The organism is Nodularia sp. UHCC 0506, from assembly GCF_034931045.1.
GTDB lineage: Bacteria > Cyanobacteriota > Cyanobacteriia > Cyanobacteriales > Nostocaceae > Nodularia.
This window is the reverse complement of record NZ_JAYGHH010000048.1, coordinates 19,220-44,940: the sequence shown is the minus strand read 5'-3', so window position 1 is coordinate 44,940 and position 25,721 is coordinate 19,220. Positions and strand designations below refer to the sequence as shown.

Genomic DNA, 25,721 nt, shown 5'->3' with positions numbered 1-25,721 from the left:
CCTCTTTATTAAATTATATAGAGGAATCCGGTTTGGTTGCTGTAGTTTACGTGGCGTAGCCATATTTACTCCTAGAGGTAGGGAACAGGGAATGAAGGTATACGGGGTTTTGTATGGCTTACGCCACGCCAGCTATCACAATTCCAATAGGAGTCCTATATTAAAAGATTATATTAATAATGAATCTAGACTAATTAACATTAATCCCATCAGATTTACTCCCATTTATATAGTCCATTAGATAGGAGAATTATCTAAAAAATTACTGATAAATAGTAACTAATTTTCAGTTCAATTAGCAGATAAAAGCTTAAATTTATTAGTTTTATCAACATTATCACAATGACATTTAAAGAATGGGCTACTAAAGTTTTACTTATTTCTCTAATGTTGACTGCGCTGATTGCGGTGCTGTTAATGGGAAGAATACAAAATCAGACAATAAATTCAAATTCCGAAATTGCCGATATTACCACAGACTGGAATCAATACCCACAGGCCAAACTCCAATCAGCCAACAGCCCAGAGGGTAAACCACCAGAAGATTTACCTCCGCTTTCAGTTACAACTAATTATGGTGCTGAAAAATACATAACTACGGAGGCTTTTGCTAAGTACACGCCAATCTATAAAATTGCCTCAGTACACCCCAGTAACTATGGAGAGCGATATTCTCACGACATTAATGGTTTACCTCTGAACAATCCAGCAATTATTGTCCTTCATGAAACAGGTGATTCTGCGGCTAGTGCGGTGAATTTTTTTCAAACACACAATGAAGATGATAATGTACAAGCCAGCTATCACGCTTTAATTCAGCTAGATGGAACAATTGTGTATTTAGTCCCCCCAGACAAACGAGCTTATGGAGCAGCTAATTCGGTTTTTGAGAGTCCTAATGGTGTGGAAACTGTGAAAACTAATCCTAATCTAGCGTCATCTGTGAATAATTTTGCTTATCACGTTTCTTTGGAAACGCCACCAGACGGAAGGGGAAATAATTTTATCAAATCTCATAGTGGTTACACAGAACTGCAATACAATTCTCTAGCCTGGTTAATTGCTCAAAGTCAAGTTCCAGACTATCGCATCACTACTCATCGCGCCGTAGACCGTTCTGGGCAAAAAGTAGACCCCATTAGTTTTGATGGCGATAAATTTTTACGCTTACTTCATACCTATCGCCAAATTAGTCCTACCTATCAGGCGCAGAATTAAACTTAAATGTTGGGTTGCACCGCTAATCGCGTAAAGCTATAAATTTGCTGAGTTTCCAAGCGATCGCACAGACTAGAAGGTACAATATCTAAAGAAAAATTCTGTCTGTCTAATTTAACTTGTAAATTACTCAAGGGGTCACTACCAGCAGAAATCAAAAATTCTAACTTCTCAACATCAGGTAAAGTTACTATATGGTCGAGAATTTGGAAAATTGCTTGCAGGTAAGGATGACCATTTTGCTGATACCAATCACTATCAGCCACATTTGCTTGATCAAAACCCAAGTGTACTGTTAATGATGGTTTAGCAAATAACGCTAACCCTAACGGCCGTGCTTCTTCTTGTAATAATAAATGATTGTTTTTGGCTAAAATCCGTAAATTCTCTAAACGTTCATAGCGTTGGGTGACTAATTCCGGGTCATCTTGCCAGTTAATTGCTACAGTGACTAAGTATGTCTGTAACAGCATATGACCCAGCTTTTGGGCTTTAGTTGCCAAATAATATGAATTGTAGTCGTTAGCTTCAATCAACAACGGTAAGCGGTCAACTACTTCCAACCCGTAGCCTTTGAGTCCGGCTATTTTACGAGGATTATTTGTAATCAGGCGAATCTTTTTTATGCCCAAATCCATGAGCATTTGCGCCCCCATACCATAATCACGCAAGTCTGCCGGAAATCCTAAGCGTTCGTTAGCCTCTACTGTATCCAGTCCCATATCCTGTAAAGAATAGGCTTTGAGTTTATTAATTAAACCGATTCCTCGCCCTTCTTGACGCAGATAAACTACAACACCTTGACCCGCAGCTTCAATCATTTTCAATGCTGCTACTAACTGCATTCGACAGTCGCAACGCAAAGAACCCAAAGCGTCACCAGTTAAACATTCGGAATGCATCCGCACCATCACAGGCTCATCTTTAAAATTAGCCGGATCACCCTTGACAATGGCAACGTGTTCTGTATTATCCAGGGTATGGCGATAGGCGTATATATCAAACTGACCAAACTGGCTAGGTAGCTTCGTGACTATTTCACGATATACTAAGCGGTCATGCTGTAGGCGATAACTAATTAAATCGGCAATACTAATAATTTTGAGATTGTGATGTTGAGCATATTCAATTAACTGGGGTAATCGTGCCATTGAACCATTGGGGTTTTGAATTTCGCAAATTACCCCGGCTGGATATAGCCCTGCTAATCGAGATAAATCAACAGCTGCTTCTGTATGTCCGGCGCGTTTAAGTACCCCTCCCGCCTTGGCGCGAATCGGGAAAATATGCCCAGGACGACGTAAATCTGTAGGTTTTGTGGCTGGGTTGAGGGTAACTTGAATAGTGCGGGCGCGGTCTTCGGCGGAAATGCCAGTAGTTACACCTAATTCGGGTCCAGCATCAATACTAACTGTAAAAGCAGTTTGGTTCGTATCGGTGATGTTAGTCACCATTAATGGTAAATCTAATTCATCCAAGCGATCGCCTGTCATCGCCAAACAAATCAGCCCTCTAGCTTCCACCGCCATGAAATTAATCATACTGGGTGTAGCAAATTGAGCCGCACAGATTAAATCGCCTTCATTTTCTCTATTTTCATCATCTACCACCACAATGACACGACCCGCTTTTAAGTCTGCCAAAGCAGCATCTATAGAATCAAATTTAAAGGCTGGGGTTGAGGAGGCAGCACTATCAGTTTTTTCCTCTGGGTTTGGAGTTATACCCATGCGGGTGTCTTCCCCATTCAAGGGATTAGAGTGAGACTGTTGTGTAGGCTTAGACTTTGACACAGAAAATTTCCAGCTACCAAAAGTAAATTTTTTTTACAATTTCTTCTTTTAAATTGTAGCTCGTTTATGTGGCAGAGAAGTAGACTAGGATTGATTTGATAACTTCACGAAAATTTTGTAATTAAAATTACTGGGTGGGAGATTATTAATACTTAAAGGCTCAAATTCTGGGATATTTCTGGAGAAATTTAGCAAATGACTCTTTATAGAATGAGATATTGAAGAAACTGCTGATATTTTGATAGGACTTACGCTCAAATTACGGAATAACGAACCACAGAGACGCAGAGGACACAGAGGAATAAGGATTTGAGAGAGTTTTTGCGTAAGTCCTGTTTGAGATGAGTGATGATTTGGGCTAAGAAGAGTGTAGAATCTTGCCACAGCCCCAGGTTGTAGTTGTATTGTGTGCTTGGCATCTTGTAACTGATATTTGATAATTGACAACCCAAAACGGATAAGGATTTCATAATTATGGGTAATTTTAGACGCGTACCAGTTGGAATTGTTGGCGCGTCAGGCTATGGCGGAGTGCAACTAGTCAGATTAATGATGGAGCATCCAGAAGTTGAATTAGTTTATTTAGGCGGTGAGAGTAGTGCAGGGAAATCCTTTGGGGATCTCTACCCCCATCTGGCTCATCTAGTTAACTTACCAATAGAAGCAGTAGATGCAGAAGTTATTGCTCATCGTTGTGAAGTAGTATTTCTGTCGCTACCAAATGGTCTGGCTTGCCAAATTGCCCCGATATTGTGTGAAAAAGGATGTAAGGTACTCGATTTAAGTGCCGACTATAGATTTAGCGACTTGAGAACTTACACTAATTGGTATGGTACTCAAAGAAGCGATCGCACAACCGCCGCTACAGCAGTATATGGTCTACCGGAACTTTACCGCGATCGCATTGCTGAAGCCCAGTTAGTTGGCTGTCCTGGCTGCTACCCCACCGCCAGCCTTTTAGCCCTTTCGCCCCTACTCAAACAAGGCTTAATCGTCCCCGAAACCGCCATTATCGATGCCAAGTCCGGCACATCAGGGGGCGGCAGACAAGGCAAAGTTAACTTATTACTAGCAGAGGCGGATAACTCATTAGGAGCTTATGGTGTTAGTCGTCACCGTCACACCCCAGAAATTGAGCAGATTTGCAGTGATTTAGCCGGTCACGAAGTCACAGTTCAATTTACACCCCATTTGATCCCAATGGTGCGGGGAATTTTAGCCACAGTATATGCCACACTGCGCGATCCCGGATTAGTGCGAGATGATTTAATTACCATTTTTTCAGCCTTCTATCGCAACGCCCCTTGGGTGAGAATATGCAATAGTGGCGTTTATCCTCAAACCAAGTGGGCGTGTGGTAGCAATCTTTGTTACATTGGCGTAGAAGTTGACCCCCGCACCGGGCGAGTAATTGTCATGTCAGCCATTGACAACCTAATTAAAGGACAGGCAGGACAAGCAATCCAGTGTTTGAACCTAATGATGGGTTGGGATGAAACCTTGGGTTTGCCCAAATTAGGATTTTATCCATAATTGAGTCTGGGGACACTCTGTAAGGGCGGGTTCACAGATATCATTCAATATGAACGAGGATATTACTAAACCCGCCCCTACCGGGGAATGGGTATTGTATTCTCCCCTGCCCCCTGCTCCCTGCCCCCCTGCCTCTTCTACTTAGGGCCTAAACCCACAGTACCAGCATAAACCGCGCGATCGCCTAATTCATGTTCAATCCGCAACAAACGATTGTATTTTGCTACCCGTTCACTACGACACAGAGAACCAGTTTTAATTTGTCCCGCACGAGTCGCCACAGCTAAATCAGCAATGGTAGTATCTTCGGTTTCACCAGAACGATGGCTAATTACTGAACGGAAACCGTTGCGAGTTGCCAAATCAATAGTTTCCAAAGTTTCAGTCAGTGAACCAATTTGATTAAGCTTAATCAAAATCGAATTAGCGGCTTTTTGCTCAATCCCCTTTTGTAAACGGGTTGCATTAGTGACAAATAAATCATCACCTACCAATTGCACTTTTGCACCTACCTTCTGAGTTAGTAATTCCCAATTTTGCCAATCTTCTTCATGCAAACCATCTTCAATTGACACAATCGGATATTCGTCAACCAATTGTCCTAAATAATTAACAAACTCACTTGGTGCATGGGGTTTGCCATCATAGACATACTGGCCATTTTTGTAAAACTCACTAGCAGCTACATCCAAAGCCAAAGCCACTTCTTCCCCTGGCTTATAACCAGCTTTTTTAATCGCCGCTACCAGCAATTCTAAAGCCACTTGGTTAGATTCCAAATTAGGTGCAAAACCGCCTTCATCACCTACACCAGTCAGCAAACCCTTTTCATCCAAAACTTTGCTGAGAGTTGCAAATACTTCCGCACCCCAGCGCAAAGCTTCCTTAAAAGAAGGCGCGCCAATGGGTACAATCATAAACTCTTGAAAGTCCACATTATTGGAAGCGTGCGCCCCACCATTAATTACATTCATCAAAGGAACGGGTAACAAATTCGACAAAGGACTGCCCAAATAACGATATAGGGGAACCTCCAAAGACTCAGCACTGGCTTTTGCAGCAGCTAGGGAAACCGCCAAAATTGCATTTGCACCCAAATTGGCTTTATTCGGTGAACCATCCAACGCAATCATTTTTCTGTCTAACAATTCTTGGTCGAGAGCATCCAAACCTAACAATTTTGGTGCTAACACCTGATTGACATTCTGCACCGCTTTAAGAACCCCTTTACCCCCATAGCGGTTTTTATCATCATCCCGCAGTTCATGGGCTTCAAAAGTGCCTGTAGACGCACCACTGGGAACCTGTGCTAGTCCCACAACGCCATTGGCTAAATGTACTTCAGCCTCAACCGTTGGTTTACCCCGTGAGTCCAGGATTTCGCGGGCGACAATTGCATCAATAGCGGTATCCAGAAATGTAGTCATTCGTGTTTTGTCCTTCGTGTCTACGGTGATTAAGGGTTCAGACTTTACAGTTTAGTCATAACCCAATCGTTAGTTTATGTGTTTCCGGGGCTAAATCGGCTGAGATTAAAGAAGATTTCCAATAGAGGAACCTGGAAGTTGGTTTACTGGGTAAGAAGTAAAACACAGATGCCTAGCCGCTACATCTGCTATAAAAGCTATTTACGTTATAATTTGCTTAAAAACCGCGAGATTATTGATGAACAAAGAAAGTATTACAGCCATAATTTATACGGGTGATAATTTTGGTTATGTATCTGAATGTATAGAAATTTCTGTTGTTACTCAAGGGAATAGTTTAGATGAAGTTGTGAAAAATTGTACTGATGCAGTTTTTCTGCATTTGGAAGGAGAAAATCCAGAGGATTTTGGATTAATTGAGCATCCTGCTATTCGCTTTGTTTTTGAATTGCAGCCCATTTATGCCTAAGTTAAGAAGACTATCAGCACAGGAAGTTATTCATATTTTAAATCAATTTATATGCTCATTTTTATGAACAAGAGATATATTTATGTTATAGTTTCCTTTAAATTCTAGGGATAATTTATGAACACATTAGAAATTCGTCAACAAATTCAAGAATATGTTGATAAACTGTCACCAGAAAGATTATTAGTTGCTGTTGATTTTTTGGCATATTTGGCAGATAGAGAAGATAACGATGCCACTGAAGAGTTATTGAAAATAACTGATTTTAAAGCAGATTTTGCTAAGGCGAAAAAAAATGTTGAAGAAGGCAAGGTAATTTCCGTTGAGCGACTTAAACGAAAATATTAATTATACCGTTGTTATTAGCATTGATGCTCAAGGGTTTTTTGAATCTGCTTCTAGTGCTTTACAAAAGAAATTAGATAGGTGTTTTGAGGTTTTAAAGATTGCGCCTCGTAATTATCCTAATATAAAAGCCCTGAAAGGTGAATTATCAGGTTATTATCGTTATCGTGTGGGTGATTATCAAGTTATTTATGAAATTGATGATAATTTAAAGGAAGTAACTATTCTGATGATTGCACATCGCAGTCGGGTTTATGAGTAAGAAATATCAGTGAATAATCAAGGCGATCGCTCTTTTGAAGTCAAAGTGGCTAGAGAGCTAACGGTTTCGATTTTGCAACTTATTAAATAGGTCTATTTTCCCGTCCATGATATATACGTAAAATAATCACATCATTCTCAAGAATAACGTAGTGAATTATAAAGCCATACTTACCAAAAGCAACTAAAAGCTTTCGCAATCCTGCTATTTCATCTACAATCGCACCGCGACACGGATTTTGTTGTAGACTTCCACCAGAAGTAACAATTGCTTGTATTGCGCGGGCTGCTGCGTCAGCATTACTAAGTGCGATAAAATCATAATGACGATTTAAGTCACGAATGGCAGTTTCTGTCCAAACTATCTCAGACATTATTATTGTTGAATTATTAAACTATTTGCCCATTTCTGGACTTGTTCATGTTTGACTCCTGAACCTGTACTAAGGTAAGTTTCTAAAGCAGATTTGCTTTGCTCAATCATGTCTTGTTCACTCAGAAACTGAAAATTTAATTCTGTATCTATTTGACCATAATCAAGTGCTTCTGCTCCTAAGTTTTGCTCTTCTTGAGCTAATTCTGTGGCTAAAAATTGAATTGCTTTGATTTTTTCTTGATGAGATAATTTTTGCAGTGAGGGTAAAATTTCTGTTAATTTCATAGAAATTAGGTGTAAGTAGAACTATTTATATTATACTGTAATTGTCCTTTATTTTCCATAGATGCAGAAAAGAGACCGCTCTTTTGAAGTCAAAGTGGCTAGAGAGCGATCGCAATATGCAAATATTCAATTATTTAAAAGTAAATTCAATTTCTATCCAGCTAAAAATGATTTTTTACGATTTCTGATCATCAAGCTGCCAACAGTGCCAAAAACTAATAAACCTAAAGTGGTTGATGCTTCTGGAATTTTTTCAGTTTCTTGAATTTTATAGGCATGGTTATCAGTTTCAAAAGCTATATTATTTGAACCCATAACTATTCTATTGAAATTTTTACCTGATTCAGCAAAAATATTCATATAGTGATCAGTCTTTGGCAGCAATCCACTATTAACAATCGCTTCCTTCATATCTAATCCACTAAATGTTTTGAGTAACTGATTATCTTTGTATACACTCAAATAGTTATAGTCATCTAATGAACCAGCGTAAAAACCAAAATAATCAATTGGTTGATGAAAAGTTAGATTCACAAAACCACTATTTCCAGCGACATTGGTATTAGACGGAGAAATTGTCATATACTTAGTATTGTTATCAGTAGGAGATACATATTCACCTATCACAGTACCGAGAACAATATTATTACTAATATTGCTGTAAGTAACGAAATTATTTGGATCATTTGCCGTGCCATCATCGAAAGTAATAGTATTGGTATTTGAATAGGCTGAAAACATACCAACACTGGGTATTAAATTGACTGCTTGAGCAGGTTGAAAAAATCCTAAAATAGCTAATGAAGAAATTCCTGAAATAGCAAGTTGGGTTATTCTTTTCATGACAATTACCTCAATATTGAAAATGACAAAATTGTTAAAAACTTTAAAATTCAAAGTAACGATTTAGGTGATTAGTCAGTGTTTGTACTGCCTTCTCAACCCATACCAAGACTGTACTTAAAGATCAAAGCTTTGTCAGTAGGAAAAAGTAGGTAATTTGTATAAAAAATTGGTGGGTAAAAGTAGGTTTTTGTTGGTTTGGTGGGTAAAAAATGCTAAATTTACTGAATATCCACGAAAAATCATCTTAAATCCTGCTATATAATGAATATTGATAACGCTTTAACATTTACTAAAGGTCTAATTGAGAACCACACTAAAAAACCTCTCAATGATTCGCAGGTAACTGTATTGAAAGGTTGTTTAGAGGGTAAACTTTATAGAGAAATAGACAATTTATACAATTTTAGCGAAGATTATAGTAAAGAAATTGGTTCTGACTTGTGGAAAATACTGTCTGAGGCTTTGGGTGTACGAGTTACCAAAACAAATCTCAGAACAGTAATAGAACAACATTTACCTCTTGAAAAACAGAAAATATCTGATTCTGCAATCTTACCCAAATGCAATGATGAGTTACGTGATTTCGTCGGCCGTGACGCAGCTATTACCGATATTAATAACCTCGTAAATCAAGAAGATCGAAAAATCATCATCATTCAAGCTGCTGGAGGTGTAGGAAAGACTACTTTAGCCAAGCAATATTTAACTCAATTTGATTTAGTGCTACCACTAGAAATGGCGAAGGATAAAGAAAATATTACTGCAGTTGAAAGTGTAGTTGAAGAATGGCTGAAACAATATTTTCAAGAAGAACCAGGAAGAGAATTTGGAATTACTTTATCAAGATTAAAACTCAAACTGCAAAATCGCAAAGTAGGAGTATTTATTGATAACTTAGAACCTGCATTAGATAAACAAGGTAGATTAATAGAAAAACATAATCTTTATGTGGAACTATTACGAGTTTTAGCTGATGAAAATGTGCAGTCTCTCACCCTCATTACCAGTAGAGAAAGGTTATGTGATGATCGTGTTAGTGGTACTTTTCATTATCATTTAGCTGTGTTAACTGTAGAAGCATGGGCAGATTTTTTTACATTTCGTAAAATTAAAATTGATCCCCCATCTTTAGAAGCAATGCACAAAATTTATGGGGGTAATGCCAAAGCAATGGATATCCTCTTGGGGGTAATGAGAACAGATTATGATGGGGATATGTCCGCTTATTGGCAAGAAAATTGTACTTTGGTAGAAACGGAATTAAAAAATTTAGTTGAAAGTCAATTCAAACGGTTGCAGACTTTAGATACTGAAGCTTATAAACTACTTTGTCGGTTGGGTTGTTTTCGTTATCAAGATGTACCCAGAGTTTCTGTTGATGCGCTTTTAGCTTTACTGTGGGATATTCCTGAAGAGAAGCAAAGAGATGTAATTAAGTCTTTGCGAAATCGGTGTTTGGTTGAGTTTGAAAAGTGTGAATACTGGTTACATCCAGTTATTCGGGAACAGGGGATAGAAAGGTTGAAAGCCAGTGGAGAATGGGAGGAAGTAAATCGTAAAGCGGCTGGGTTTTGGAATCAACTTATTACAGATATAAAAAGTGTTAGTGATTGTAATAAGAAATTAGAAACTTATTATCATTATGTAAATATTCAAGATTGGAATAGTGCTAGTGAAGTTTTAGTACAAGATGTTAACTGTAGTTACTTAATTCCTCAATTAAGAAATTTTGGTTACACCGAAAAATGCCTATCAATACTATATTTTATTAGGGATAAGCCCATGATACAAAATAATATTAAAAGTGATTTATGGGCTTGTTCAGCAGATTTACATTGCATAACAAGTAAGTTAAAACTTGCTATCAGTGAATATAAAACATCAATTAATCTATTACAAAAATGTCCGAGTGGATTAAATATAGAATACTATATTGAGAATATGGGTACTTTAGCCTTCACATATATGAACTTAGGTGAATATAGTGAAGCAATCAATATATTTATGAAAATCAAACCTACTGCACAATCAATAGGTGATAGTGGAAAACAATTCTTAGTTTATATTTATTCCTGTTTATCTACGATATATTTGTATATTGATGATCATGAATTATCATTGAAGTATTTAAATAATGCTATTGATTTACAAATAAATTTGGAAAAAAGTAACCTAACTTGGATCAGAAGATGTGGATTATATTACTTAATAATATCTTTGACATTTTTTGGTCAAATTGATGAAGCAATAGAATTGTGTAACAATTTATTTAATTATTCAGAGAAAAATTTTTATCCTCATGACAAAGCATTTTCTTTATGTGGCTTTGGACAGATATACAGATACAAAAATATGTTATTAGAGTCATCTAAAATGTTCAAAAAATCTCTAATAATTCTTAGAGAAATTGGAGCTACATATGATTTAGCAGAAGCATACTACCAACTAGGATTAACATATCAAAAAATGGGTGAAACCGAAAACAGCCACACCAATTTTAATGAAGCTATCCGACTATTCAACGAAATGGAAGCACCCAAGCAAGTTGAGAAAGTGGAAAAAGCGAAAATAGGAAATATTTCTTAAACGAATGCAGATAAATTCTACTGATAAAATAAACTTGCTTCTACATGAAAAAAATCTCCGAGTTTTTGCGATAAATCTAGATTTAATTTCTGCTTTCCAGTTAAAATGTTATTAACCACGATTTCTTGACCCAAAAAAGCTTGTAAGTCAGCTTGAGTTTTATTAGCTTGTTCTAAAAGAAATAACAACATAGATTGAGGATTATCTTGCTGGCTGGGTTGATAATATTCTTGTTCAAATTTTTCTATTAAACTAATTAACAATTGATAGAGTTCGTTTTCTTCAGGACTACGTTTTCGATGCATTAAATTTTCCACAATAGCTAAAGCTTGTTCGTTGTCTGCTTCAGTTTTGATCACTTTGGGAAGATATTCAATTAATAACTCTTTATATTTATCTGTATTAAAAGTAAGGGTCATTTTTCCAATTCTCCTTATCGTATTCTGCATGGGTGAGGATATATTTAATATATACTAATTGTCCCTCATAATCTATGCTAACAATCAATCGGTATTTATTGCCTTTAATATTGAAAACTGTAAAATTGCCAACGGCTTCAGCTTTCGGAAAAACCTGCTGCACTTCAACGATGTTTGACCATTTAGCTTTACTACTAATTTTATACCAGTTGTTCAGTGATTCCTGAGAATCCGCATGATTTTTTGTGTATTCTCTTAATATTCTAAAACTAATAACGTGCATTACATAAGTGTTAGTGATTTGATAACTACCAGATTTTACACATTTTTCAGATAAACTTCCTCAAACAGGGTCAAAACTAACAATAACAGTATTTTATGAAAATTCCTATGCTTATCCCTGATGGTATATATTAACTTGATGATTGTTGCAGTCAATTAATTAACCCAATTGTCTTCCTGATTATTGTATATATTTCTGAATCCTTGCGTTTTACAAATATAACTAGCAACAGGTAAGCAGATAGAAGCACACCTAGACGCTATTTATGTGTAAATCGCTGATGGGATATAAAATAGAATTATTAAAGAGAAAGTGAATATGCGATTACTACACACAATGCTACGGGTCGGCAACCTGGACGAGTCTTTAAAATTTTACTGTGATGTCCTGGGAATGAAACTATTGCGGAGAAAAGACTATCCAGGCGGAGAATTTACCTTGGCGTTTATCGGCTATGGTGACGAAAGTGATAACAGCGTTATAGAACTAACTTATAACTGGGGAGTTGAAAAATACGACTTGGGTAACGCTTACGGTCATATTGCCCTTGGTGTTGATGATATTTATACCACCTGTGAACAAATTAAAACGCTGGGTGGTAAGGTTACACGGGAACCAGGGCCAATGAAACACGGTTCTACAGTCATTGCTTTTGTGGAAGACCCAGATGGATATAAAGTGGAACTGATTCAATTGAAAAATCAAAGTTCGGCAGCAAAACCGGAATCAGCAGAACAACTGGTCAACAAATAAGATATCTGACAAAATTACCAGACCTGATGATTTGCTTGTGGAACAGGCATCTTGCCTGTTCTGGATAGTTCAGAAGCAAGAACTACATCCAATCTGGCAAAGTTCCCGCATAACGATATTTTAGTTCTAAATTAGATATATGAAGAATCCCACATTGCCACCGCAGATACAAGCTGATACATATTGTTAATCTTTGGATAATGTTTTGGGGGTGGATACTGGCAAAATACCAAAATGAGGTAAAACTATTCTCATCTGCACTTACTGACACGATCGCGTCTGATACTTTTACGTCATTCCCATCCTCATCCTGGCAACTTTCCTAGAAATCCTAAATCTAAAATCCTTAAAAATGCAGCCTACAGATCCCAATAAATTTACTGATACAGCCTGGGAAGCAATTGTCAAGTCTCAGGATATAGTCCGCGCCTATCAACAACAGCAATTAGACGTTGAACATTTAATTATTGCCCTTTTACAAGAACCTACCAGTTTAGCTATCAGGATTTTTGCTCGCGCTGAGGTTGATCCCATCCGCTTACAGCAGCAATTAGAAGCGTTTACCCAGCGTCAGCCGAAAGTTGCGAAAAGTGATCAGCTTTATCTTGGTCGTAACTTAGATGTGTTACTGGATAAGGCGGAAGAAATTAAGGTGAGGATGCAGGATGCCTACATCTCAGTAGAACATATAATTTTGGCTTTCGCGGAAGATGAAAGAGTCGGGCGGCGGATCATGAAAGCTTTTAATGCCGATAGCGCCAAGTTAGAAGCTAATATCAAAAATGTGCGCGGTAGCCAAAAAGTGACAGACCAAAACCCAGAATCTCGCTATGAAGCGTTACAAAAATTTGGCAGAGATTTAACCGAACAAGCTAAAGCGGGGAAGTTAGACCCAGTAATTGGGCGAGATGACGAAATTCGCCGGGTAATTCAAGTCTTATCTCGCCGCAGTAAGAATAACCCCGTGCTAATTGGTGAACCGGGAGTTGGAAAAACTGCGATCGCAGAAGCTCTAGCACAGCGTATGGTAAATGGAGATGTCCCAGAATCTCTAAAAAATCGCCAGTTGATTTCCTTAGATATCGGGAGTTTAATTGCTGGGGCGAAATTGCGGGGCGAATTTGAAGAACGCCTGAAAGCAGTCCTTAAGGAAGTCACAGAATCCAACGGTCAAATTGTCCTATTTATTGATGAACTGCACACCGTTGTCGGTACAGGTTCCAGTCAACAAGGGGCGATGGATGCGGGGAATTTACTTAAACCCATGCTGGCGCGGGGCGAATTGCGGTGTATTGGTGCAACAACACTGGATGAATACCGCAAACACATTGAAAAAGATGCGGCTTTAGAACGACGTTTTCAGCAAGTATTTGTCGATCAGCCTAGCGTAGAAAATACCATTTCCATTCTCCGGGGCTTAAAAGAACGCTACGAAGTTCACCACAATGTGAAAATCTCTGACTCGGCTTTAGTCGCCGCCGCTACATTGTCAGCCCGTTATATTGCTGACCGCTTTTTACCAGATAAAGCCATTGATTTAGTTGATGAAGCCGCCGCCCAATTAAAAATGGAGATTACCTCCAAACCCGCAGAATTAGAAGCCATTGACCGCCGCTTAATGCAGCTAGAAATGGAAAAGCTATCATTGGCTGGGGAAGAAAAGGAAACTGTACCAGCTAGGGAGCGTTTTGACCGCATTGAGCAAGAAATTGCCACTTTGACGAAAAAACAGCAAGAATTTAATGAACAATGGCAAGGGGAAAAACGGCTACTAGAGGCTATCAGTACTTTAAAGAAGGAAGAAGACGCTTTGCGGGTGCAAATTGAGCAGGCAGAACGAGCTTATGATTTAAATACAGCTGCTCAGTTAAAGTATGGCAAATTGGAAGGCGTGCAGCGCGATCGCGAAGCTAAAGAAGCCCAACTATTAGAAATTCAAAACCAAGGTTCTACTCTGTTGCGAGAACAAGTCACAGAGTCCGATATTGCCGAAATTGTCGCTAAATGGACTGGTATACCTGTTAATCGGCTCTTAGCATCAGAACGGCACAAATTACTGCAACTAGAAACTCATTTGCATCAAAGAGTTATCGGACAACATGAAGCTGTCGCCGCAGTCTCCGCCGCTATTCGTCGCGCCCGTGCGGGAATGAAAGATCCCGGTCGTCCCATTGGTTCATTTTTGTTTATGGGACCCACAGGCGTAGGTAAAACCGAATTAGCCCGTGCTTTAGCGCAGTTTCTCTTTGATTCTGATGATGCTTTGATCCGTTTGGATATGTCCGAATATATGGAAAAACACTCGGTATCCCGGCTAGTGGGTGCGCCTCCAGGATATGTGGGTTATGAAGAAGGGGGTCAACTTTCCCAAGCTGTGCGCCGTCACCCTTATTCGGTGGTGCTATTCGATGAAGTGGAAAAGGCTCACCCAGATGTGTTTAATATTCTATTGCAGGTGTTAGATGATGGTAGAATTACTGACTCACAGGGCAGGGCTGTAGACTTTCGTAATACTGTTATAGTCATGACTAGTAACATCGGCAGCGAATATATTTTAGATGTTTCCGGTGATGATACCAAGTATGAAAAGATGCAAGCAAGGGTAACAGATTCCCTGCGATCGCACTTCCGCCCCGAATTTCTCAACCGGGTGGATGATATCATTATCTTCCATGCCCTCAGCCGTACCGAGATGCGCCACATCATCCGCATCCAACTGAAGCGGGTAGAAAAACTGCTGCGAGAGCAAAAAATCTCCTTTGAAATCTCCGCCGCCGCCTGTGATTATTTAGTAGAAGCAGGCTATGATCCAGTATACGGCGCACGTCCATTGAAACGGGCAATTCAGCGAGAAGTAGAAAACCCCCTCGCCACCAAGTTATTAGAGAATACCTTTATCCCTGGAGACACAATTTTCATCGAAAAAGAAGAGCAAGGTTTAACATTCAGTAAAACCATGCCGATGAAAGTCACAGTTTCACCATCTTCTGTCAAAGTATTAGAGTAAAAAAACTCGTAGTGGGGGCTTTAGCCCTCCTTTCCCCTTACTTGAGAGGAATTGAAAAATTTCGCATCTGGACAATAACTAAGACCTTAATTATTTATCGATACCTTCCTTAAAAACATTTAAGACCACGGCTAATAATTTAGCATAACAACTACCTAAAAGCCAGAATTAATTTAACTAGTGAATAATTGGAATAATGCCTGATGATAATTTATTCAAAATGAGTAGACAAAAATCAAGTTTTCCATTGGGAATATCATCAAGTGGATAGTAATTGTTTTCATTGTATTTATATGTGCATTTTTTTATTTTATGATCAAAGCAAAATTGAAAAATTGGGAAAGTAGAGTAGTAGAAGGTTGGGATCAAAAAATTCAACCATTTGATCACTACCAAGAAATAGATGCACAAATTAAGACTACTTTTCTAACTGAAAATCAATCCCCATTTTTACGCTACAAAGCCCTATTTCAATATTTTACTCTTGGTTTTATCAAGTACCGTTCTGCTCATGGGGCGCTGATTTACTATCCAGGTGCGGCTAGTTGTCATGGCAGAAAGTTAGATGCACTAGAAGGATTTGCCCGCTTTTTCCCTCTTGCTGCTGTATGGATGTCTTCGGGAAATGGCACTATTGTAGATATTGATCATGAAAAAATTGATTTAGTTCAACTCTTACATCAAGGTATAGTTGCCGGCACTGATTTACAAAATACAGAATATTGGGGAAAAATCAAAAACTTAGATCAACGTATTGTCGAAGCAGCAGATATTGCCCTTGGACTTTGGATTAGTCGTGACTATCTTTGGAATACTTTTTCACTTCAAGAACGCCAACAGATTGTTACGTGGTTAGAGCAAGTAATGAATAAAAAATTACATAATAATAATTGGTTACTTTTTCCAGTAATTATTCATAAATCCTTAGAAAGTCTAGGAGTAAGTCATAAAAAATATGACACATTAGTTGAAGAATTATATCAAAAGTATAAGCAAGAACATTATATAGGTGATGGTTGGTTTAATGACCCACCCAAAGGAGTTGATTATTATAATGCTTGGGCTATCCATTATAGTCTTTTTTGGTTAGATCAAATAGATTCTCAGTTTGACCCAATTTTTATTAGAAAAACTCATGTAGAATTCTTAAAATTTTACCGTTATTTTTTCAGTAAAAATGGCTTTCCAGCTATGGGGAGAAGTATATGTTACCGAATGGCTGCACCAGCACCAATAATCACTGGAACTATGTTAGCACCGCAGGAAGTATCACCTGGCTTGGCTTTCCGTGCTTTAGATTTAACTTGGCGTTTTTTTGTAGCACATAATTCATTGCAACAAGGTACAGTTACACAAGGTTATTGCACTCCAGATTTAAGTATTCTTGATTCCTACTCAGGTGCTAGTAGTTGCTTGTGGTCTCTGCGGTCTTTAATTGTGGCTTTTTATGTAGACAAATTCATTTCTTTGTGGAATTCATCTCCAGAAAAATTGCCTATTGAAGTTGGTGATTTTTCTGAAGTAAATCAGTCTATTGGATGGCACATTAAAGGTAAAAAATCAACACAAACTATTGAATTAGAACTGTTAAACAATCAAGGTAAAAAATCTCCAAAGCTCAAGAAATATGGCATCATCAATCACATTAAAGAGTCGATTACCAAACGTCCTTTTCGTCCTCAAAACTATGAGGCACTATATCATCGTCCTTTATATTCCAATGCTTCGCCAGTATCTAAATCTCAAAGAGGCGGTTCTTAAAATTGGCTAAGTAGGGATATCCGCATCAGTATTAGGGTGTAAACAAACCCAGCTAGGGGAAGCGATCGCCACCACTATGCCCTTAAAATTCACATTAGGCAAATTTTATTAAATCATAGATTATGCTAGAACAAGGCACTATCAGTATTCATACTGAGAATATTTTCCCAATCATCAAGAAGTCTCTGTACTCAGACCACCAAATCTTCTTGCGGGAATTGGTATCTAACGCTGTAGATGCCATTCAAAAGCTAAACATGGTATCCCGCGCCGGGGAATTTGCAGGAGACATCGGTGAACCAGAAATCCAACTGGCTATCGACAAAGATCAAAAAACCCTTTCCATCACCGATAACGGTATTGGGATGACAGCAGAGGAAGTCAAAAAATACATCAATCAGGTAGCTTTCTCTAGTGCCGAAGAATTTATTCATAAGTATGAAGGCAAATCAGACCAACCGATTATCGGTCATTTTGGTTTGGGCTTCTATTCCTCCTTTATGGTGGCGCAAAAAGTAGAAATTGATACTCTCTCATACCAAGAAGGGGCGCAAGCCGTCCACTGGACTTGTGATGGTTCTCCTGCGTTCACTTTAGAGGAATCAACCCGCACAACTCGCGGTACTACTATCACTCTCAGCCTCCAAGGAGAAGAAGAGGAATTTTTAGAGCCAGCACGAATTAAGAATCTTGTCAAGACTTACTGCGACTTCATGCCAGTGCCAATTAAATTGGATGGTGAAGTAGTAAATCAGCAAAAAGCACCGTGGCGAGAGTCTGCCAATAACCTGAGTCAAGAAGATTATTTAGAGTTTTACCGCTATTTGTACCCATTTCAGGAAGAACCATTGTTATGGGTGCATTTAAATACTGATTACCCCTTTATCATCAACGGAATTTTGTATTTTCCCAAAATGCGTCCCGATGTTGATGTGACTAAAGGGCAAATTAAGCTATTTTGCAATCAAGTTTTTGTCAGCGACAACTGTGAAGAAATTGTCCCGCAGTTCCTCATGCCTATGCGGGGTGTGATTGATAGTACTGATATTCCCTTGAACGTGTCTCGGAGTGCATTGCAAGGCGATCGCACAGTCCGGAAAATCGGCGATTATATAGCCAAGAAAGTAGGCGATCGCCTCAAAGAATTGTACCGTGACAACCGCGAACAGTATATTAGTGCATGGAAGGATCTTGGCACATTTGTGAAATTTGGTGTTCTCAACGATGAGAAATTCAAAAAACAAATCCAAGATATTATCGTCTTCCGTACCACAGCTAAACTAGGCGAAAAAGCCGAAACCCCAGCCGTAGAAGTACAGTCTTCCGAAGGCGATGTGTGGCAAGATGTCGCCACCAACTCATCGAGTCTTCCCTATACAACCCTCAAAGAATACTTAGAACGTAACAAAGAACGTCACGAAAATCGAGTATTTTACAGCACCGATGAAGCCACCCAAGCTACATACATAGGACTACACAAAAACCAAGGCTTGGAAGTCCTATTTATGGACTCCTTCATCGACACCCACTTTATCAACTTCCTCGAACGGGAATACTCCGATGTCAAATTTACGCGGGTAGATTCAGACCTAGATAACACCCTCCTAGAACAAGATAAAACCGGTGAAATTGTTGACCCCACCACCAACAAAACCAAAAGTGAGGTCATCAAAGAATTATTTGAAAAATCCCTCAACAAACCCAAACTCAACATCCGTACCGAAGCCTTAAAATCAGACGATCCTCAAGGCACACCACCAGCAATGGTACTGTTACCAGAAATTCTGCGTCGTCTGCGAGAAATGAACGCCATGATGCAGCAGCAAAATGCAGACTTTCCCGAAGATCACATTTTGTTGGTAAATACCGCTCATCCCCTGATTCAAAACCTAGCCAACCTCAACCAAGGTAGTATTATTCAGGAAGACGGTCAGACATCTACAAACCCATTGGTGAACATGATTTGCCAACACGTCTATGATTTAGCGTTGATGTCTCAAAAAGGATTTGACGCAGAAGGAATGAAATCCTTTGTCGAACGTTCCAACGATGTGCTTACCAAACTGACAGAACAAGCCAGCAAGTAAAACCTCCGTGTACCTTTGCATTTACAGCCACCCCCAAGGAGATTAGGACATAGAAAAAGTCTAAAACCCAGTCACAACAACTCTTTCACTTTTGACTTTTGCTATACCTCCCCATCCCCCTGCGTTTAAATCCAGATGCAGACTAAAATGGAAAGGTTGTATTAAAATAGTAAATTGGAGATAATTTTTATGTCTCGTCGCTGCGAACTAACTGGTAAAAAAGCAAATAACGCCTTTGCCGTTTCTCACTCTCACCGCCGTACCAAACGCCTCCAGCACGCCAATCTACAAAACAAGCGTGTTTGGTGGGCTGGCGGAAATCGCTGGGTCAGAATGAAACTCTCCACTAAAGCCATCAAAACTCTAGAAGTCAAAGGTTTAGAAGCAATGGCTAAAGAAGCTGGAATTAATCTCAATCATTACTAAGCTTTAAAACAAGGTATAGACTGCCAGATTTAATTGTTCTGTATTCATCCGTAAGAAAATAGTTACTACAGTAACCTCCCCATTGGGGAGGTTTTTTAATTGCTTCATATTAGTTTATCTTTACTTGATATCTTTTTTTTAATAAGTGGGTAGTATAAGATTACTCTCATGAGTATATCTGTATACTTGACTTATGTTGCCGGACATTTTGGCAAAATGCAAGTGAAATTACTTAGTTCTTGAATTAATAGCACATGAAATAAATATCTGAGTAAAATCAGTATTTTCCTGAAAATCTAAAAACTTCATTAATGATATAACTTAAAAAAGCCTTTATTAAATCTTGATCATCTATACAAATAAGGAGTGAGTTAAATATAGCAATAAATCTTCCATGAAATTTCCCAAAATGCCTGCGAATTCATTACACAGGTACAATTCACCCCCAAGAAAGCAGTTAACCGTAAATATCCCTTGACAGGAAAGCCGCCATGTCTAGAAAACGCCCTCTAGTCAAGATCATAAAAAAAAATTTCCATCAAATTAGCAAAGATTTGATCTCTGCAATTAAAAAGAAACTTGTTTGGCTACTAAGAACTGTATTTGTTACCAAAAGACAAGGAAGTTCTGCAAATGCTGGTTTTGTATTGCCTACAGTAGCAATGGTCTCAATAGTGGTTGTTCTCATGACCACTGCAATTATGTATCGGTCATTTGACCGCGCTCAAAATGCCAGTAATGTCCGAGTAAATGAAGCTGCTTTGAGTGCTGCAACCCCAGCAATTGATCGAGGTCGGGCAAAATTAAATAAGCTATTTGAAGATAGACGCTTACCACGGGCTACACCAACCGACGACGCACTCTACAATGTTTTGACAGAGAAATTACCTGAATATACATTTGGTGACGAAAAGCCACTGGAATTAACATATACAGGTCAAGGTGTCACACAAGACCTAAAAACCGCCTGGAGATTTCCTGTAGATACCGACAATAACGGCAAATTTGATAGCTACACCCTGTATGGAATTTACTTTAAAACTCCTCCAGTCAGTGGTGATAAATATAGCCGTGCCAGAACTCCTTTAGAAGCCAGAACCCCACCAATGGTACAGGGTACTTTGGATTCTAACTGTGGTGCTAACACCAGTGCAATATTAGTAGGTAATACGGGTTGGATTAAACAAAATAACGAGTTAAAGAAATCCTTTTTTGTTTATACAGCCACAGTCCCTATTACAGAGGAACCCACAACAGATAACACTATTCCTGCTGCTGACAAAGGTAACTATGAAAAGTACAAAGGCAACAAAAGTTTTGCATCTATAGAGTATCAACAAGATAGATTACAAATACCACCAAATAACTACGCCGTTGTTTATGAAGATGATATAGCCCTGACTCCTGGTCCTGCTTTTAACTTGAATGGGGCAATTTTTACTAATAGCAATTTTCTGGCCTCTGGTGGTAACGGTGGACAGATAAAAATGCATCAAGTTAGTAATAAAAATTCCTGTTTCTACGAAGCTAGAAATGCCAAAATTATAGTAGGTGGTAATTTAGCAATTGGTGGTAATTTAGATGGCGGCGATAGAACCAGCAGACTACCTCAAGTTGATTTATTCAATGGTAATACTGGTAATGTTAGTGTTACAAGTTGGGTAAAATCAGCCACTAGCAGTCCTAGAGACACAGCCTATAACAACCTAGCCTATGAAGATCGCATTGAAAGGCTAGTAACTGCTCAAATGCTTAACGCTGACACCAGTGATCCCTCTGATGTTAAAGACGGTATTGAAAAAAGAAAGAGCGATTTAGGTTTAACAACTTTTACACCAGAAGAATCCAATAGAATTCGTCGGCAACAACTAAACCTTTATTTTAGAAGGCGCACTCGTCGAGTACCTTATACCGAAGTCGCCTTTAATGGAACAGATGCCAGTCCTACCCCGCTTCTCGAAGGTAGTGGTGAGACATTACGTCCTAATGGTCAATGGATTTATCCCACAGATCCCGCCGATGGTAAAACTGGTACTAACTACACTAACCTAGCACTCAATATCAGTGATGCGTCTCTAGAACCACAAGCCTCCGATCCACAAGAAGTCAGAAATAATGGTGGAAAAGAAGCAAGTTTAGGTGACAGAGTGCTAGTGGGTAACAACTTACCTGAACTCTGGTGGGATGATACAAAAGGGCGATTTGTTGGGACAGGTGTTGAGGACACACAAGAAATTAGTGGCGTTACATGGGACTTACCAGCTGATACAACAGAAACCCGCACCCGTCGGTCTTTAGTACAAACCTTAGCTGATGTTGGTTCCACAGAAAGAGATGGACAATGGGAATTAGATGCAGCTAGAGTCCCAGGCGACCCCACAGAACCTGTTGGTGGTTTGCGAGTCGTTACCGGTGCTGGAATTTATTTAAAGAATGATGGCACTTTTGATAACAATATTGACACTATTTGGCCGGATACAATGCCAGTGCCAGGTACAGCACCATCTACAAAGACTAGCAAGCCATATTGGATGTATTCTTACATGGAAGGTGCTTCTGATATAGCAGACATAGAATATAAATGGCCTGAAATTGAAGACAACCCAACTACAACAGATGATGAAGCTAACACTCCATATCTGCAAATGCGGGCTACGGCAGTTTATCACTACAAATCTGCTGGATACAATGCACAAAGTCCCACACCTATAGCTTGTGTCAGTAGTTTTTATGTTCCTAGCAACAGCACTACAGCTAAAAATGTCAGCACACTACCTGATGCTAAGGATCTGGATGATAACTTTATTATTGAGGAAGACACTAATGGTCTATCCAACAACGGTATAGTTTACCCCGCACCTACCAGAACAGTCAGCGATTATTCGGCAATACTGACTTACCAATCTACATTAAGATATCCTAATGGACGTTTCATCGATGATGGATTGCTAAAACGAGCGTTAGCCAAATCAGCAGCTAATCGCACTTTATCAGAGCAATCTGCTATTGATGCTCAAATTTGCGCTCTACAAATTAAATATGACTCAACTTTTTTACCTGTCACCAGCAGCCCTGTAATTCCTCACGGTGCAATCAGAGAAATAACCTACTTAGATCCCAGAGAAGTTAAGCGTAATAGTGGCAGCGATGACAGTGTTGCACTATCTACTACCTATGATCGTCCGGTTAGGGATAGACAACCCCTAGAAATTCGCGCGACAGTCCTAGACCTAAACCTCCTCCGCACAACAACTATTGGTACAGCTACCCCAGCCCAAGAATACTTAATACCCAATAGCGGTCTGATCTATGCAACTCGTGATGATGCTTTGCCAGATGATAGCGCAAGTACTATAGACAAGAGTGATAGAGCTATAACCGAGTATGAACTTGCATCTACTCGTAGTCCCGTAGACTATAGACTTGACCCGACTCGTCGTCCTAACGCCATTATGCTAGTCAATGGTGAAAAACTTGGACGCACAGAAACTTACCGAGATGCAGAGAAAGGATTCATTTTAGCCACCAATTTGCCGACATACATTAAAGGCAACTTCAATCTACATACCAAAGAAGAGTTCACGCAAACATTAACAGATAATTGGAGTAATTTCTACACTCGCAGCACACTCGATCCCAACTTTGCTTGCCGTAAAGCAGACCCCAGATTACCCAGTTGTACTACTGGTGACGATTGGCGACCTGCCACTGTATTAGCCGATGCCGTCACCCTCATTTCAGGAAATTTTGAAGAGGGATTCCGTGATCAGGGTGATTACGATTGGAGTCATAATAACCTAGCCGCAGTACCAAATGGTTTCTCAAGATTTAATAACTTTGTCACCATAGCTGACTGGGCTGATGACACAGGTAAACCTCAATACTTCAGTTCCTACTTAAATAACTTTGTTACGCCCATTGTTTTGAGGGCTACACCAGGGGCATATCTTACAGAAGTTTGTCCTGTAGTCAATGGAAAAGGAACAATAGGACAAGGAGCCAGTGCAGTAGAACAAGACGCATCAGTATTTTGTAGCGATCCGAAAAACTGGACTATTCAGACAGCTTGTAACGCAAAAGGTGGGGGTAATACTTATCTTAATGACCAAATTGTAGGTAAAAATGGAGATCCTAATAACAATAGGTTGAAAACCGGATATATCTTCGACGATCCAGAAGCCTTTGGGTCAGGAAATGGCCAACAGTGTTTTGATAATAATGCTCCCCGGAGAATAGCCTTTCTGAGAGATGCAAATACGGGAGAAATAGAAAACACCAACGGACAACTTCGAGTTTTAGGTGTTAAGAATAGTGATGGAAAAGTGGGCATCTTCAATTTTCCCAACGCTGGCGACGATATCATGCCACCACCTGATAACGTGTCTATGCCTTGGTTAATTCCTAACAACAATCTCACAGCATGGACACCTGTATTACAAATCAGACAACCTTTTGCTACTGCTACTGATCCAAATAACAATCTTCGTGTCTCAGGAACAAATAATCGTAACAGGAACTGGTTACAACCTGCCCAGAACACCACTTTCAACTTAATTGTGGCCGCAGGAGATAGTCCAGCCCGTTCTAACGGCAATAATGGTTCTGAAGATAACGGTGGTTTGCATAACTTTGTTCGCTTTATCCAACACTGGAATGCCAGTAGTCCATCATCTATAGCTAAGATTACCGGGGCTTTTATGCAGGTGAAAAAGAGTGCCTATGCTACAGGCCCATTTACTACAGCTTTCACCAACGGGACTAATAATGAACTCAATTATGCTATTGACCTTAACGCAGGGAGAGCGACTGGTTATGTGCCTCCTGTCAGACAGTGGGGTTATGATGTAGCACTGCTGTCTCAAGCGCCTGACTTATTTGCCCAAAAATTGGTACTCACACCCAATGATTTACCAGATGAATATTTCCGGGAAGTTGGCCGAGATGATCCTTGGGTAGCGACATTACTGTGTGCTAAAGATGGCAATGACAACGATGCTGTCCCACCGGATCAACGTCCCTCCACCTGCCCATCATCAAACTAAAACCCTGGTGATAAGTCATGATTAAACGCCAATTACAACCAAAAACTTCATCTTCCAGTGATTCTGGTTTTACGATTATTGAGTCACTCTTAGGCATAGTTGTAGTTGCCATTTTAATGGCAGCTATATCTCCCGTCCTTGTCATGTCAACTGCTATCCGTGTCCAATCTAAACGGGTAGAAAAAGCAACTCAAGTTGCCAATACCTTCATTGATGGTCTGAGAATTGGCTCAATTAAAGCACCCGGTGAGTATCCTGGTGATGACAACAAAATTGAATTAGTCCCAGCCGATGCTGAAAATCCTAGAACGCTGGAACAGAATTTAATTACTATGCCAGCGCCTGAAACAGCCACAGATTCAGATTTATATCTCTTTACAAAGGATGGCAATATTTGCCATACCAGTGAGGCAAGTTGTACAAAAGACCCAAACAGGCCATTTGATGAGTTTTATATTCAAGCACGTCAAATGATAGTCACAGGAAGTGGAGTCAATGACGGTTATCGTCTAGCATTTCGGGTTTATCGAGGAGATGTTGATTTTGATAAAACTCTCCTAGCTAATAGTACGGCATCAGTTGTGACTGAAGGACTGGGTGACAAGCAAGCACCAGCAATAGAAAGGACAGTGGATATTGGCAATATTAATACTTCCTTTCAGGCTTTATGTCAGCGTCTTGGTTTAATACCTAAAACGAATGTGATAACTGAGGAAGATTCGGAAACTGAGGAATTAGAAGCCCAAAACTGCCAATAATTCGCCAAATATAATTCCCAGTCAAATAAAAACCTTGTTTGTAGTG

The 25,721-nt window shown here is 39.3% G+C and carries 22 protein-coding genes; 14 read left to right on the top strand and 8 right to left on the bottom strand.

The window, feature by feature from the left end:
- Both VB654_RS20590 and VB654_RS20585 read left to right on the top strand, forming a co-directional pair.
- Window positions 1-241: hypothetical protein (locus VB654_RS20590; protein ID WP_323215669.1), on the top strand; the 241-nt coding region annotated here is incomplete at its 5' end.
- A 101-nt stretch (window positions 242-342) separates the two neighbouring features.
- Window positions 343-1,218, top strand: a complete 876-nt coding sequence (locus VB654_RS20585; RefSeq protein WP_323215668.1) for an N-acetylmuramoyl-L-alanine amidase — start codon at window positions 343-345, stop codon at window positions 1,216-1,218.
- Window positions 1,219-1,220: 2 nt separating this feature from the next.
- Here the strand turns inward: VB654_RS20585 and ribBA are convergent, their stop codons facing one another.
- Window positions 1,221-3,011, bottom strand: coding sequence for a bifunctional 3,4-dihydroxy-2-butanone-4-phosphate synthase/GTP cyclohydrolase II (gene ribBA, locus VB654_RS20580; protein ID WP_323215667.1), 1,791 nt, complete (start codon window positions 3,009-3,011; stop codon window positions 1,221-1,223).
- A 474-nt stretch (window positions 3,012-3,485) separates the two neighbouring features.
- On the opposite strand from ribBA, the gene argC reads away from it, so the two are divergent.
- Window positions 3,486-4,544 (top strand): N-acetyl-gamma-glutamyl-phosphate reductase, encoded by a 1,059-nt coding sequence (gene argC, locus VB654_RS20575; protein ID WP_323215666.1) that lies wholly within the window; start codon window positions 3,486-3,488, stop codon window positions 4,542-4,544.
- A gap of 137 nt (window positions 4,545-4,681) precedes the next feature.
- On the opposite strand, the gene eno is transcribed toward argC, so the two are convergent.
- Window positions 4,682-5,971: a phosphopyruvate hydratase gene (eno, locus tag VB654_RS20570; RefSeq protein ID WP_323215665.1), complete on the bottom strand. Its 1,290-nt coding sequence runs from the start codon at window positions 5,969-5,971 to the stop codon at window positions 4,682-4,684.
- A gap of 238 nt (window positions 5,972-6,209) precedes the next feature.
- Here eno and VB654_RS20565 point away from each other — a divergent pair, with 238 nt between their 5' ends.
- The 3 genes from VB654_RS20565 to VB654_RS20555 all read left to right on the top strand — a co-directional run bounded on the left by VB654_RS20565 (window position 6,210) and on the right by VB654_RS20555 (window position 7,047).
- Entirely contained in the window at window positions 6,210-6,440 is a 231-nt protein-coding gene (locus VB654_RS20565) for a type II toxin-antitoxin system HicB family antitoxin (protein WP_323215664.1), read from the top strand.
- A 117-nt stretch (window positions 6,441-6,557) separates the two neighbouring features.
- Complete coding sequence (locus VB654_RS20560; protein ID WP_323215663.1) at window positions 6,558-6,788, top strand: hypothetical protein; 231 nt, start codon at window positions 6,558-6,560, stop codon at window positions 6,786-6,788.
- Window positions 6,763-7,047, top strand: coding sequence for a type II toxin-antitoxin system RelE/ParE family toxin (locus VB654_RS20555; protein WP_323215662.1), 285 nt, complete (start codon window positions 6,763-6,765; stop codon window positions 7,045-7,047). The genes VB654_RS20560 and VB654_RS20555 overlap by 26 nt, the downstream gene beginning before the upstream one ends.
- 82 nt (window positions 7,048-7,129) lie before the next feature.
- Here VB654_RS20555 and VB654_RS20550 read toward each other — a convergent pair whose 3' ends face one another.
- The 3 genes from VB654_RS20550 to VB654_RS20540 all read right to left on the bottom strand — a co-directional run bounded on the left by VB654_RS20550 (window position 7,130) and on the right by VB654_RS20540 (window position 8,550).
- Entirely contained in the window at window positions 7,130-7,420 is a 291-nt protein-coding gene (locus VB654_RS20550) for a type II toxin-antitoxin system RelE/ParE family toxin (RefSeq protein ID WP_323215661.1), read from the bottom strand.
- Window positions 7,421-7,422: 2 nt separating this feature from the next.
- Complete coding sequence (locus tag VB654_RS20545; protein ID WP_323215660.1) at window positions 7,423-7,707, bottom strand: hypothetical protein; 285 nt, start codon at window positions 7,705-7,707, stop codon at window positions 7,423-7,425.
- 153 nt (window positions 7,708-7,860) lie between these two features.
- Window positions 7,861-8,550, bottom strand: coding sequence for a PEP-CTERM sorting domain-containing protein (locus tag VB654_RS20540; RefSeq protein ID WP_323215659.1), 690 nt, complete (start codon window positions 8,548-8,550; stop codon window positions 7,861-7,863).
- A 264-nt stretch (window positions 8,551-8,814) separates the two neighbouring features.
- Here VB654_RS20540 and VB654_RS20535 point away from each other — a divergent pair, with 264 nt between their 5' ends.
- Window positions 8,815-11,139 (top strand): NB-ARC domain-containing protein, encoded by a 2,325-nt coding sequence (locus tag VB654_RS20535; protein WP_323215658.1) that lies wholly within the window; start codon window positions 8,815-8,817, stop codon window positions 11,137-11,139.
- A gap of 17 nt (window positions 11,140-11,156) precedes the next feature.
- Here VB654_RS20535 and VB654_RS20530 read toward each other — a convergent pair whose 3' ends face one another.
- Both VB654_RS20530 and VB654_RS20525 read right to left on the bottom strand, forming a co-directional pair.
- Entirely contained in the window at window positions 11,157-11,558 is a 402-nt protein-coding gene (locus VB654_RS20530) for a hypothetical protein (RefSeq protein ID WP_323215657.1), read from the bottom strand.
- Window positions 11,542-11,841: a type II toxin-antitoxin system HigB family toxin gene (locus VB654_RS20525; protein WP_323215656.1), complete on the bottom strand. Its 300-nt coding sequence runs from the start codon at window positions 11,839-11,841 to the stop codon at window positions 11,542-11,544. Before VB654_RS20525 ends, VB654_RS20530 begins: the two co-directional genes overlap by 17 nt.
- Window positions 11,842-12,159: 318 nt before the next feature.
- Between VB654_RS20525 and gloA the strand changes: the two genes are divergently transcribed.
- Window positions 12,160-12,594 carry a lactoylglutathione lyase gene (gene gloA, locus VB654_RS20520; protein ID WP_323215655.1) on the top strand — a complete coding sequence of 145 codons (435 nt, stop codon included), beginning with the start codon at window positions 12,160-12,162 and terminating at the stop codon, window positions 12,592-12,594.
- Between the two features lie 82 nt (window positions 12,595-12,676).
- Here the strand turns inward: gloA and VB654_RS20515 are convergent, their stop codons facing one another.
- A complete protein-coding gene (locus VB654_RS20515) occupies window positions 12,677-12,865 on the bottom strand; it encodes a hypothetical protein (protein WP_323215654.1) in 189 nt (62 codons plus the stop codon).
- Between the two features lie 81 nt (window positions 12,866-12,946).
- Between VB654_RS20515 and clpB the strand changes: the two genes are divergently transcribed.
- The 6 genes from clpB (at window position 12,947) to hpsB (ending at window position 25,675) form a co-directional block, all read left to right on the top strand.
- Window positions 12,947-15,601, top strand: coding sequence for an ATP-dependent chaperone ClpB (gene clpB / locus VB654_RS20510; protein WP_323215653.1), 2,655 nt, complete (start codon window positions 12,947-12,949; stop codon window positions 15,599-15,601).
- 312 nt (window positions 15,602-15,913) lie between these two features.
- Window positions 15,914-17,362 (top strand): DUF2264 domain-containing protein, encoded by a 1,449-nt coding sequence (locus VB654_RS20505; protein WP_323215652.1) that lies wholly within the window; start codon window positions 15,914-15,916, stop codon window positions 17,360-17,362.
- Window positions 17,363-17,484: 122 nt separating this feature from the next.
- Window positions 17,485-19,449, top strand: coding sequence for a molecular chaperone HtpG (htpG, locus tag VB654_RS20500; protein ID WP_323215651.1), 1,965 nt, complete (start codon window positions 17,485-17,487; stop codon window positions 19,447-19,449).
- Between the two features lie 189 nt (window positions 19,450-19,638).
- Entirely contained in the window at window positions 19,639-19,875 is a 237-nt protein-coding gene (rpmB, locus tag VB654_RS20495) for a 50S ribosomal protein L28 (RefSeq protein ID WP_323215650.1), read from the top strand.
- A 491-nt stretch (window positions 19,876-20,366) separates the two neighbouring features.
- The gene (gene hpsA, locus VB654_RS20490) at window positions 20,367-24,917 is read left to right on the top strand and encodes a hormogonium polysaccharide biosynthesis protein HpsA (protein ID WP_323215649.1); all 4,551 of its coding nucleotides are present in this window, start codon (window positions 20,367-20,369) and stop codon (window positions 24,915-24,917) included.
- A gap of 17 nt (window positions 24,918-24,934) precedes the next feature.
- Window positions 24,935-25,675 carry a hormogonium polysaccharide secretion pseudopilin HpsB gene (gene hpsB, locus VB654_RS20485; protein WP_323215648.1) on the top strand — a complete coding sequence of 247 codons (741 nt, stop codon included), beginning with the start codon at window positions 24,935-24,937 and terminating at the stop codon, window positions 25,673-25,675.
- Window positions 25,676-25,721 lie beyond the last annotated feature (46 nt).

What these genes read in the sequence shown, in the direction of transcription:
- VB654_RS20585 (WP_323215668.1), top strand. Translation starts at nt 343, where the DNA reads ATGACATTTAAAGAATGGGCTACTAAAGTTTTACTTATTTCTCTAATG.
- argC (WP_323215666.1), top strand. Translation starts at nt 3,486, where the DNA reads ATGGGTAATTTTAGACGCGTACCAGTTGGAATTGTTGGCGCGTCAGGC.
- eno (WP_323215665.1), bottom strand. Translation starts at nt 5,971, where the DNA reads ATGACTACATTTCTGGATACCGCTATTGATGCAATTGTCGCCCGCGAA.
- VB654_RS20565 (WP_323215664.1), top strand. Translation starts at nt 6,210, where the DNA reads ATGAACAAAGAAAGTATTACAGCCATAATTTATACGGGTGATAATTTT.
- VB654_RS20560 (WP_323215663.1), top strand. Translation starts at nt 6,558, where the DNA reads ATGAACACATTAGAAATTCGTCAACAAATTCAAGAATATGTTGATAAA.
- VB654_RS20550 (WP_323215661.1), bottom strand. Translation starts at nt 7,420, where the DNA reads ATGTCTGAGATAGTTTGGACAGAAACTGCCATTCGTGACTTAAATCGT.
- VB654_RS20545 (WP_323215660.1), bottom strand. Translation starts at nt 7,707, where the DNA reads ATGAAATTAACAGAAATTTTACCCTCACTGCAAAAATTATCTCATCAA.
- VB654_RS20540 (WP_323215659.1), bottom strand. Translation starts at nt 8,550, where the DNA reads ATGAAAAGAATAACCCAACTTGCTATTTCAGGAATTTCTTCATTAGCT.
- VB654_RS20535 (WP_323215658.1), top strand. Translation starts at nt 8,815, where the DNA reads ATGAATATTGATAACGCTTTAACATTTACTAAAGGTCTAATTGAGAAC.
- VB654_RS20530 (WP_323215657.1), bottom strand. Translation starts at nt 11,558, where the DNA reads ATGACCCTTACTTTTAATACAGATAAATATAAAGAGTTATTAATTGAA.
- VB654_RS20525 (WP_323215656.1), bottom strand. Translation starts at nt 11,841, where the DNA reads ATGCACGTTATTAGTTTTAGAATATTAAGAGAATACACAAAAAATCAT.
- gloA (WP_323215655.1), top strand. Translation starts at nt 12,160, where the DNA reads ATGCGATTACTACACACAATGCTACGGGTCGGCAACCTGGACGAGTCT.
- clpB (WP_323215653.1), top strand. Translation starts at nt 12,947, where the DNA reads ATGCAGCCTACAGATCCCAATAAATTTACTGATACAGCCTGGGAAGCA.
- VB654_RS20505 (WP_323215652.1), top strand. Translation starts at nt 15,914, where the DNA reads ATGATCAAAGCAAAATTGAAAAATTGGGAAAGTAGAGTAGTAGAAGGT.
- htpG (WP_323215651.1), top strand. Translation starts at nt 17,485, where the DNA reads ATGCTAGAACAAGGCACTATCAGTATTCATACTGAGAATATTTTCCCA.
- rpmB (WP_323215650.1), top strand. Translation starts at nt 19,639, where the DNA reads ATGTCTCGTCGCTGCGAACTAACTGGTAAAAAAGCAAATAACGCCTTT.
- hpsA (WP_323215649.1), top strand. Translation starts at nt 20,367, where the DNA reads ATGTCTAGAAAACGCCCTCTAGTCAAGATCATAAAAAAAAATTTCCAT.
- hpsB (WP_323215648.1), top strand. Translation starts at nt 24,935, where the DNA reads ATGATTAAACGCCAATTACAACCAAAAACTTCATCTTCCAGTGATTCT.